This window comes from Variovorax sp. OK605 (genome assembly GCF_900115445.1).
In the GTDB taxonomy this organism is placed as follows: Bacteria; Pseudomonadota; Gammaproteobacteria; order Burkholderiales; family Burkholderiaceae_C; genus Variovorax.
Window position 1 is genome coordinate 1 of sequence record NZ_FOWL01000039.1, and the last position, 10,683, is coordinate 10,683.

The window sequence follows — 10,683 nt, forward strand, 5'->3', positions numbered from 1 at the left end:
GAAAGCCGCGGGAGCGGGATTATGAAAGAGCAGCATCAGCTTTCAAGGAACTTCTGCACGCTTTTTGATCGCGAAATAGCCAGCAATCAATAAAATTAACGCCTATGGGTTAATTTCACCAGATTAAATCCAGTCGTCAACATTTGTTAAAAATTCTGAAATTCGCTGAATCGCCTTAACCCGCCACGCCCAAGGCGCGCCCTTGACGGCCACCTTGGCCTTGCGGTGCTGGTTGCGATAGATCAGGCGCGAGAGCTCGACCTCGGCGTTGTTGCTCTTGCCGGCGTAGCCGTAGTCCTGGTTCAGGCCGGCCACGCTCTGGTGGTATTGGCTGTTGGAGGCGGTGAAGCCGAGCAGCCAGTAGCCGTAAGGCAAGGAGTAGTGAACGGTCTGGCCTTCGGTGCCCTTGGCCGGATCGCCGAAGACGTGGTTGTTGATGCTGTGGTTGGCGCTGACGTAGAACAGGTCGTTCAGGCCGAAGGGGTTGTCCAGGGACAGAGTGGCACCGGCCTGGTAGCGGCCTGTGGCTTCGGTGCCGCTGTCGTCCAGGCTGAAGGTGACGCGCCATTTCTTGGATTGCACGTACTTGACGACGAGGTCGCTGTCGCCAGGGCGCGCGTTGGGGGCGGTCGAGGGTTCGATCTGGATGTCGGCTTCGGCTGTGGGGGCGCGCTTGAGGTTCTCCAGGCCCTGCTCGATGTCGCGCAAGTTCAGCAGGTCGCCGGCGCGCGCGGGGATGGCTGTGGCCAGCAAGACCGAACTGCCGAGCAGCGTCGATGAAGAGTCTGCGGTCGTGCGGATGGCCGCAATGCGGCCGGGCACCAGCGAGAGGGTCAAGGCGCCGGCAGAGAGATCCTGCGGCGCGGCGAGCACACGGGTGGTGACGAAGCCGCGTGCAATGACGGTCTGCTGGGCGCGCGCCAGAACCACGTTGACGCCAGCCGTACCCAAGCAGCGGCCAACGGGGGAGTCATTGCCATCAGGGCCGGACAGATCGGCCACGGCCCACTGGAAGGACTCAGATTGTTCGCCGACCAGCAGCACCCTGTCGATGCGAAAGCATGGCGACTCGGATTCAAGGATGCGCTGGACCGGCGCTGGTGGCGCCGCCTGCGGGCGCTGGTCAACAGTGCGTTCGTTCTGCTCGCGCAGCGCGCGTTCGCGCTCCTGCTGGCGCTGCTGTTCTACGAAGGGTTGGGGCGTGGTGGGTGATTGCTGCGCAAGCGCGAGCAATGGACCGGCCGCCATCGCAGCGGCCAATAAGTTGCGTTTCAAATCAGACTCCCTTTTTCTTCTTCAGGTCCGCGCAGTCATCTACAGAGGAATATCTCCAAGCCAAAAAATAGATCGCAATCATCAAAACTCAAACTCAAACTCAATAGAAAATTTGCGCGCATCCAACCGGAATAATATTCGCGCAAATTCCGTTGGAACAACAGGCACTCTCAATGCAGCCATCTTGGTCTCTTGCTACCAACAAAACACCCCAGATCATCAAATATTACATACTCTAACGAGTATTTCCGGGAAATCCATTGATCAGTTTTTTCCCATTTTTCTTACCACATAAGCGGCGGAAACAGCTAGCGACGCCTCGGGTAGAAAATCAAAACCATTTTATAAAAACGTCGAAAACTCAATTCGGTCGATAAATTTCTCGCCGAGCATTTTCGACGTCTAATCCGACTTAGTCACGCAGAAGCGACTCGGCTCGTTATTTCGCCAATTGCTTTGCTGCAGCAAAATAAATTCGATCGTTATCGCTCATAGCGGGAGCTCCACTCGGCCGACACGATTTGGTTGCAGATTCATACGAAATCCTTTTCGCTTGAATTTCAATAATGAATTCGATATATTATTTATTTTATATGGCCAGCCAATTTCCGCTGGGGAGATCGCTCGCCCAGAAGAATTCAATCAAGAGACCGACCACTACTGCAATAAGTTCTTTTTTAAAAGGAATCGATCGGCATTGAATGAACTGGCTCGGGATTTCTGATCCAAACGTCATCTACATTTCCATCCATATAAATCCAGCGATTCCAGTTACCTATTAACCAGTCTCGACGCAATCCATTGCCATGTTCATCGCCAGATTCTTTTGGAAAGGTCGCATTGATTCTTCCGGCCTTATGTCCCGAAATTGAAATTAGCCCACAGGCAGCGTCTTCAAATACTGCTCCGGCATAAAAAACCATTAAATCAACAATATCTTCCTGATACCAATTTTCTCTATTTTCCCTTACAGAAGCAATGCGCATTACAGCGCCGCATTTAATATATTCATCGGGGTAATTATTTAATTTAATCCAGGATTCCATTATTTCACCTTCAAGTCATGGCCGCCAGAGCGGTCAATTGAGTTGGGAACAGATTCCCCGTTGATTTTGAATTCACCTTGATGGACGCCTTTCGAGTTTGTCTTTTCAAATGCACCATGTTGTGTATCTTGGGCCCACAGCACTTTCGAATCATTCGCATCACGATAAACCACGCGACCATTTAATTTGGTGAGCGCCTTGTCCTCCACCCAACCATTGATTGTGGCTGCGCTTCTTAGTATTTCCTGTTTGTACGCTAGTTTTTCAGCGGGCGGCATTCCGGGGCCATTTACCTTCAGCTCATACTCAGCTATTGGCGGAATAACAGGAGGTTTCCCGCCAGTGGGAACAGGAGAGTTCGGCGAATATTCTTTTGGGTTGTACCACTTGGTATCACTGCCTTCCCCTTGGTAAGCTGTGACATATTTGCCATCCGCATCTTTGAAGGCATAAAGCATCCGCCCATCAGGCGTAGTCTTGCCGGTTGCAACGGCGTCACCGGGCAGCCTGTCCCAGCAATTGTTGTGTACCCAAACTCCTTCCTGCCCACCTTCCCCCTTAACGAAGTAGGTATGGAAATCGGCAACTGTCAGGTTATATGCCTGCAGCACGTCCTTCGTCCGCCCGATTTGCACAACCTCCAGCCAATTACCGCTGCTGCCGAGCAGGCGATAACCCGTCTTCAGATTTGCCGCATCGACCCATTGCGCATTGAGAATTGGCCCGCGGTAGTCGTGACCTTCGGACGCCTTCGGCAGAACTGTTCCGCTCTCGGTATCCGACCCCTGCGCAAAGAACGGGTGAATGGCGTTGGAAACGATGACCTGTGCTTGGCCCGTGGCATTCTTGACCCTCACATAGACCGTCTCCTTATACAGATTGCTGTACTGCGCCAGCACGGTCTTGTAGCCCGCAGTTCCATCGAGCTCATTGCGTGAATACACGCTTTCGCCAACACGAATGCTCCTGATCTGGGTATAGCCGGAACGGGTCTTGACTTGCATATCGCCACGGAACGAACAGGTGGCCGCTCCTCCAGCGTATTGGCTACCGCTTGGGGCTTTCGCAATGGTTATTCCCAACTTGGTCCCCACCATCCCACCGACTGCCATGCTTGCATAGGGCAATGAGCCAACGATTGCTGTCTTCAGCGAGTCAGCGAAGCTAGACGTGGACTGCTGCTTCGCCAGTGTTTCGTACATCCCGGTCATGTCCGTCAGCTGACGACCGATCAGGTCATCCATCAGCGCCTTCTTTTCTGGCGTATCTGCATAGAAGTACGCTTCAACGAGGTTGCCTAACGTCAAGTTCGCATGGTTGGCGAACGCCGAGCAGTTATCAAGACTTCCCGAACCACCACATGCACTCTTGATGCGTTCAGATTGTTTCTCTATGTCGCGTGTCATCTCTTCGCGCAACTTGTCGACGTCGCAAGTCTTGTTCGTACCACTGGAGCATGAACGCAGATCGCTCTTGAGCTTTGCCGAACCACGCATGCTGAGTGCGTTGTTGATCGCTGCATTGGCGCTCGAAGCTGCGGCTACATAAATACCGTTGGCATCGAGCCCTGCAACCGCCCCCGCGATGGCCGCGAGCACTTGAGTCATCTCGACCGCGCCAGGCAGCACATTGCCGTATTCGTCCCGCCCGAACGCACTGGCCGTCATTTCGCCGATGACGGCACCCAACGCGCCCGCACCACATCCACTCGAATTGTTCGCGCGCACTGCGCCAACCGCGCACCCTGCGATGGCATGCAGCACGTTCTGCGTGAAGCCGTTGATGTCTCCGTCGTACTTCAGTTTCCCAATGCCGTCGGCGCTCTGCGCTGCCACCGTATTCAAGATCGCATCCGCCAAGCTAGATCGCAGTTCGTCCTCCAGGCTGGTTCCCTTGATCGCGCTGCGCACCACCGCAGTGGCCGCACCATCGATCAACTGGCGCTGCAGTTGGTCTGTGAACTTGGCAGATCCGCTCGTCGCCCTGGCAAGGTTCTCCGGCAATGCATCGCCCAACCCCTGGAGCACACCGGCTGTGACCATCGCTGTGGCGATGTTCTTGACGCTCTCGCTGCTGCCCATCTCCTTGAGCACCTCGCCGATGTCGCCGTCGTTGTTGACGAAGCTCACCGCTGCCTGACTGGCGAGGGCCGTGACGCCTACTTGCACAGCGGCGCTAACGCTTGCGGAAATGGTGAAGCCTGTGCCTGTGAGGAAGGCGCCTCCGCCCGACAGCGCCACGCCTTCACCAACGGCCACTGCCGCCGAACCGCCAGCAGCAGCGCCTGCCTGCGCGGCCACCGGCCCCGCCACCATCCCCACCACCACGCTGACGACCAGCGCGGCCACCGGCCCCAGACTCGTCTGGCTCTGCGCCCACTGCTTGTGCTCTTCCTGCACCCGCTGCCACTGAACGCTGTTCACCAGCGCGGGGTCGTTGGCAAGCTGGTTCACCCAGGCCATGCCGGGCTGCGTCGCCAGATCGGCCAGGTTGGCGTTCTGCCCCAGTTGCGCCGTCACGCCGCCGCTGGCCTTGATGTTCAGGTTCTGAACGTTGAACAGGTTGTACTGGCTGGTCTCGTCCGTGTGACCCGCGCTCTTGGCCGACACCCAGGCGCCGTCGCCGCCGGTTTCGGAGCCGCTGAAGGCGCTGGTGGTCTTCTGCGTGAGCAGGTTGAGCTTGCCGCCTGCATCGATGTCCAGCGCTTGCGCGTTGGCCTCGATGGCGCCCAGGGTCATGTCGCCGCCGCTCTTGAGCTGGATGTCCCTGGCGGTGAGCGTGGTGCGCGCCAGGGTGGTCTCCTGGCTGTCGCCGTTTGCGCTGGAGTGCGTCAGGCCGTCCTTCTGCGCGTCCTTGGTAGAGGCCGACGCCGCGTTCTGGCCCGCAATCAAGGTGAGCTGTTCGCCCGCGCTGAGGCTCAGCGTTTCGCCCGCGTTCAGCGTGGCGGCCACCCCCGTGAGGTTGCGCCCTGCCCCCACGCTCACGTTGCCGGCGCCGCTGATGGTGGTGCCGGTTTCCTTGCTGGTCTCGTCCTTGCGCGTGTTGTCGGAGCTCCAGCGAATGTCTTCCGTGCGGCCTGTGGTCACCGTCGCAAGGTTCACGTCGCGCCCGGCCACCACGGCCACGTCGCCCGCGCTCTTGATCTCGGCGCCTACCAGGTTGGCGTCGCGCGTGGCCACCACCGTGAGGCTGCCGCCCGGGTCGGTGACGTACAGGCCCGCCACGCGGTCGAGCGTGGTGGCGCTCAGGTTCACGCCGCTGGAGGCATCGGAGCGCGCCAGCGGGCCGGTGTCGCTCTTCGAGTCGCGCGTGGTCGTCACCACGTTGATGTCGCGCCCTGCAAAAGCGCTCAGGCTTTTGCGCGCATCGACCACGGCACCGATGACGTTGATGTCGGTCCGCGCGGTCAGCGACACGTCTTCGCCGGTGATGCGGCCCGCGAGGTTGTTGATGTTGTCCGCGGAGAGCGCGACCGCACGGCGCCCGGCAATCGTGCCGCCCGAATTCGTGAGGTCGCCCGAGAAGCGCATGTCCACGCTGCCGCCTGCCAGCAGCGCGCCGGAGCCGTCGATGTCGCCCGGCCTCACATGCACATAGACCTGCGGCACCAGCACGCGCTGCGTGCTGCCGTCGGGCAGGGTCACGGTCTGCTCGACCAGCCAGACGATGTCGCTGGTCAGTTGCGCCATTTGCGCGGCGCTCAGCGCCACGCCGGGACGCAGCCCGTACTGCTTTGCGAACGTGGCCCCGGCGTTCATGAGGGCGGCGTACTGCGTCTCGTCGTTCTGAAAACCGTCCAGGTAGCGGTAGCCGGTCAGCTGCGCAACTTGCTCGCGAACCAGGCGCTGCTCGTAGAAGCCGTCGCCCAGCCGCTTGAGGGTGGCATCGGGGTTCAGGCCGAGGTTGTTGAGCAGGTAGTCGCTCGACAGCCAGTTGCGGTAGTTGGCGAACCGCGGGTCGGTCTCGACGAGGTAGCGGCCCGACACGTCGGCCAGCGTCCTGAACAGGCTCGCGCTGGGCAGCGTGACGTCGGGCACGCTGGTGCGCACCACCGTGGCACCGGCTACGCCCGCGGTTCCTCCAGCCCCTCCGGAGATTGGCACTTCGACGATGGGGTTGACGCTGGCACCGCCACGAACGCCGCCGGCGGCCTGCGCGCCAGCACCGGTCTGGCCCACGGTCAGCGCGCCCAGGCCCGGCGTTGCGCCTGCAACGGCCACATGGCCTTCCTGCCGCGCCGCGGCAAGCGTGACGGTGGCATTGGTCGTCAGGTTGTACGGCGCAATCTGGTTGACCCGCACGTCGTCGCCGGAGTGTTCCTCGACGTAGCTGTGCGACACCGTGCCGACCTGCACGGTGGGCGCATCGACGGTCAGCCCCTTGTTGAGGATGGTGCCGCCGGTGATGGTCAGGGCGCCGCCGGCCAGGATCTGGCTCATGTCGTTGACACCGCTGCCCACGTCGATGCGCATTGCGCCGCCCGCAATGATCTTGCCCGGCGCGGAGCTCTGCAGCACCGGGGTGGACGTGGTGAGGGTGTACACGTAGGCGTCGTAAGTCGACGCCATGCGCCCGGGCTCGTACTCGGTGGACGTGAGTGACGTGTAGCCGGCAATGGTGTGAATGAACTTGAGCGTGGCCTTGTCCAGGGCCGCATGGGCCTGGCGGTAGTCCTGCCACTGGTCGTACTCGGCCTGGGTGACCGCGTGGTCGAAGGGCACGAAGTTGTTGTGCCCTGTGTCGTCGGGAACCATCACGCCGGTCTGGCCGACGGTCATGTCGGGGTAGCGCCGGCCGATGAAATCCATGGGCAGGTCCGCACCGGGCGGCGCCACGCCGAAGGTGGCCCAGACCGGATCGGTGCGCGAATACCAGGCGCCGCCGACGTGGGTGGTGTCGCAGGCCGTGCCTTCACCGCCGCCGCACGTCTGGTAGCTGCGGTCCTGGCTGCTGGCCGGGCTTTGCATGTAGTACGCGCGGAACCTGGCGAGTGGGTAGTCCGGCGAAGGCACCAGCAGCCTTGCGTAAGGGTCGTTGCCGGCCGTCAGCGGGTTGGCCGCGCTCGCGGCGCTCCACCCGTTCCAGCCCGTGTCCGGAAACTGCTGCAGGCCGCCAAAGCTGATGAGCACTTCTTCGGCCTTGTAGCGCGTGCTGCTGCCCGGCACTTCGTACTCCACAACGCTGCGGGTCGCGCCGGGCTGCAAGGCCCATGTCACGCCACCGTTGGTGTTGTTGAGCGTTGCAGTCTTGATGTCGACGTTGCCGGTCGCCTCGATGGTTGCGGCATGGTTGTCGATGCTGGAGGCCGCACCGGTGGCGCGGCCCGCGGCGTCGAGGCTTCCGCCGATGGAGAGGTCGCCGTCGCTGAAGATGAGCGCGCCGTCGCGGTTGTTGACGGTGCCTGCGCCAATGTCCAGCAGCGCGCGCGCCGCGATGGTGCCTGCGCTGGTGGCGCCGTTGACGGTCTCGGCCAGGTTGTTGAGCGTGCCGGCGCCAACGGACACATGGTCGCCGTAGATGCGGCCGGTGCCGATGTTGGTGAGCGTGCCCGCGTCGATGCGCGTCACGATGCCGTCGATCACGCCGCGGTTGGTCAGCGTGTCGCTGGCGCTCAGGCGCGTGGTCGTGCCCTGGATGTCGCCTGTCGCGGTGTTGTCGATGCGGGTGGCGGACAGCGACAGGTCTTTGCCGGCGGCAATGCGGCCGCTGTTGAAGATGTTGCCGCTGGTGGCAATGCTCAGGTCGCGGTTGGCAACGGTCTCGCTGCCCGAGGCCATGGCAACGTCTTGCGTCAATGCAAGATGCATGTCGCCCTGGGAGAGCAGCTTGCCGCTGCTGGTGAGCGACGCCGCATCGACGATGAGCTTTTTGCCGGCCAGCAAGGTGCCTGCGTTGACCACGTTGGCGGTTTTTGCGGCGGCGGTGTCGGCGATGGTCAGTGTGTCGCCCGCGTAGATCAGGCCACCCGCGCCGTTAACGACCAGGCCGTTGCTGGTCAGCGCAACGTTCACGTCCGCGCGAATGGCGCCCGCGGTGTTGGTGACGGTGGCGGCGGTGATGGCCACGTTGCGGCCTTCGATGCCTCGATCGGCGCCGGAGGTGGCGGTGTTGTCCAGCCCCCCTGCGCGCAGCGTGGTGGTGGCCGTCGAGCGCAGCAGGCCGCCCGCATTGAGCACGCTGCCGGCATCGATGCCCAGGTCGCCCACCGCCAGCGTCTGGCCGCCGCGGTTGTCGTAGCTCGCACCATGGGTGTTCACCGACAGCGTCGATTGGCCCAACACCAGGCCGGCATTGCGGTTGACGAACTCGCCAGTATCGGCAACCAGGCCATTCTTCGCGCCGATGAAGCCGGCGCTGTTGTCCACGCGGCCATAGACGGCCGATGGAGCGCCCGTGGCAATGCGCAGGGTGTCGGCGCTGACGATGCCGCCCTGGCCGTTGGCATAGCCAGCAGCGTTGGTGTTGGCCAGCGCCGCGCCGTGCGTGTCGATGGTCATTGCGCCGCCGGACTGCACCAGGCCCGCGTCGTTCAAGAGCGCGCCGGCGTTCACGCTGACGGTGCCGCTCGCCGTGAGCGTGCCCCGCACGTTGTTCAGTTCTGCCGTGTGCGTATCGATGGCCAGCGTGCGTGCGCTGACCTTGCCGGCGGCGTTCGTCAGGCCACTGTTGTCGAGCACCACGGCGCCTGCGGCCAGCAAATTGCCGGACGTGTTGTTCGTTGTGCCACGGGTCGTGACGCGCAAGTCGCCCGTCACTCCGGCCAGGGTTCCCTTGGTGTTGTCGAGGCTGCCGGCATCGATCTGCGTGGACCCGTTGGCCGCCAGTGTTCCCTCGACGTTCGACAACGCCGTGACGGCCGCCACGCTCAAGCTCCCGGCGCTGGTGACCACCGCCTTGCCGGTATCCACGCCGCCCTGCGTGGCCGCAATGGCGACGTTGCCAGCGCTGGTCTTGCTGCGCGACAGATCGACGCTTGCGCCCTGCAGCGCGGCGGAGCCGGCCGCGAGGTTGGTGCCGTTCGCGCTCAACACGCCGGTGGCGCTCACGCGCAAGTCGCCCGCGCTGTCGAGCGTGCCGTCGCTCTTGATGCCGGCGCCCAGCACGCCGGCCGCCCCGCTTCGCACGCTGCCTGCGGTGACGGTGGTGTTGCGGCCTGACGTGATGTTGCCGTCGTTGGCAAGCACGCCGTCGACCGCCACGGTGACATCGTTCGTGCCACGCAGGGTGCCGCTGTTGACGAGCGCGCCTGCTTTCACTCCCACGTCGGCGGCAGCGTTGATGGAACCCCCGATGCCATTGAGCAGCTGGTTCTTTACCGCCAACTGCACGCCGGCTTGCGCCGACTGGAGCTTGCCTTGGGTGTTGTCCAGCGCGCCGGTGTTCAGCGTGAGCCGCTGGTTGGCGGCCAGGGTGCCGCCGCTGTTGTCGGTGTTACCTGCAATGGCGGCCGTCAGCGCGCCGGTGGCGGAGAGCGTGCCGCGCGTGTTGTCGACACTGCCGCCGACGCTCAGGCTCGCATCGGTGGCGCTGGTCAGCGTACCGCCGGCGTTGGTCAGATCGCCTGTCGTCGAAATCGCCAGGCTTCCGGCGCTCAGCTTGCCCCCGCTGTTGTCGAAGCGATCGACGTTGGCGCTGAAGCTGTTGCTGACGGTGAGCGTGCCGCCGTGGTTGTCGAACGTGGGCTGGTTGACGGCCATGCTCGCCACGTTGAGCGTGCCGCCGTTGTTGTTGATGCTTGCGGCTCGCAGCGTGAGGGGACCGCCCGCGTAGACCTTGCCACCGTCGTTCAGCACGGCGCCCGCGGCGGCGATGCTGCCAGGCGGTGGCGGGACATACGCCGCTGGTGCGGACGAGGTGCTGCCCGCCACCGTCGAGCCGGTGGTCGAACCTGTGCCGGGCGGGGTTGCAGCGCCGCTGCCTGTGGTGGGCGCCGGTGCCGAAGCCACGGTGGGCTCGATCCCGATCACGCCGCCGTTCGTGTTGCTCAGCTTAGGTGCCGAGATCTCCAGCGACGCACTGCCCGTCTGGCGGATCGTGCCGCCTCGGTTGTCGATGTCGCTCGCGGTGCTGGCAAGTTGAACGCTCTGCCCTTCCAGCGTGCCGATGTTCTCCAGCCGCCCCGCTGCAGTCACCACCAAGCCCCCCGCGCCCGCGCCGATGTTCCCCGCGTTGCGCACCCCCAGCCCCGCCTCCGTGCCGATCAGCGCAATCTTGTTCGCGTACATGCCGCCCAACGCGGCCACATCCAGCGCATACGTCGGCGCGGTGCCGCTGCCTGCCACCGGCGTCACCCGCCCCGCATCGGCCGACACCTCGTTCGCCCCCGCCACCACCTTCAGCTCGCTCGCCCAGATGCCCGCGT

General features: G+C 62.8%; 2 protein-coding genes and 1 pseudogene. All 3 read right to left on the bottom strand.

The features are described 5' to 3' along the window. Positions 1–180: 180 nt before the first annotated feature. Positions 181–1,248 (bottom strand): annotated as a pseudogene (locus BM013_RS40275) (ShlB/FhaC/HecB family hemolysin secretion/activation protein); the annotation flags it as partial. Positions 1,249–1,952: 704 nt separating this feature from the next. Further along, positions 1,953–2,321: an Imm45 family immunity protein gene (gene imm45, locus BM013_RS40280; RefSeq protein ID WP_093136404.1), complete on the bottom strand. Its 369-nt coding sequence runs from the start codon at positions 2,319–2,321 to the stop codon at positions 1,953–1,955. Continuing rightward, positions 2,321–10,546: a polymorphic toxin-type HINT domain-containing protein gene (locus tag BM013_RS40285; protein WP_371281925.1), complete on the bottom strand. Its 8,226-nt coding sequence runs from the start codon at positions 10,544–10,546 to the stop codon at positions 2,321–2,323. Before BM013_RS40285 ends, imm45 begins: the two co-directional genes overlap by 1 nt. Positions 10,547–10,683: the final 137 nt, after the last annotated feature.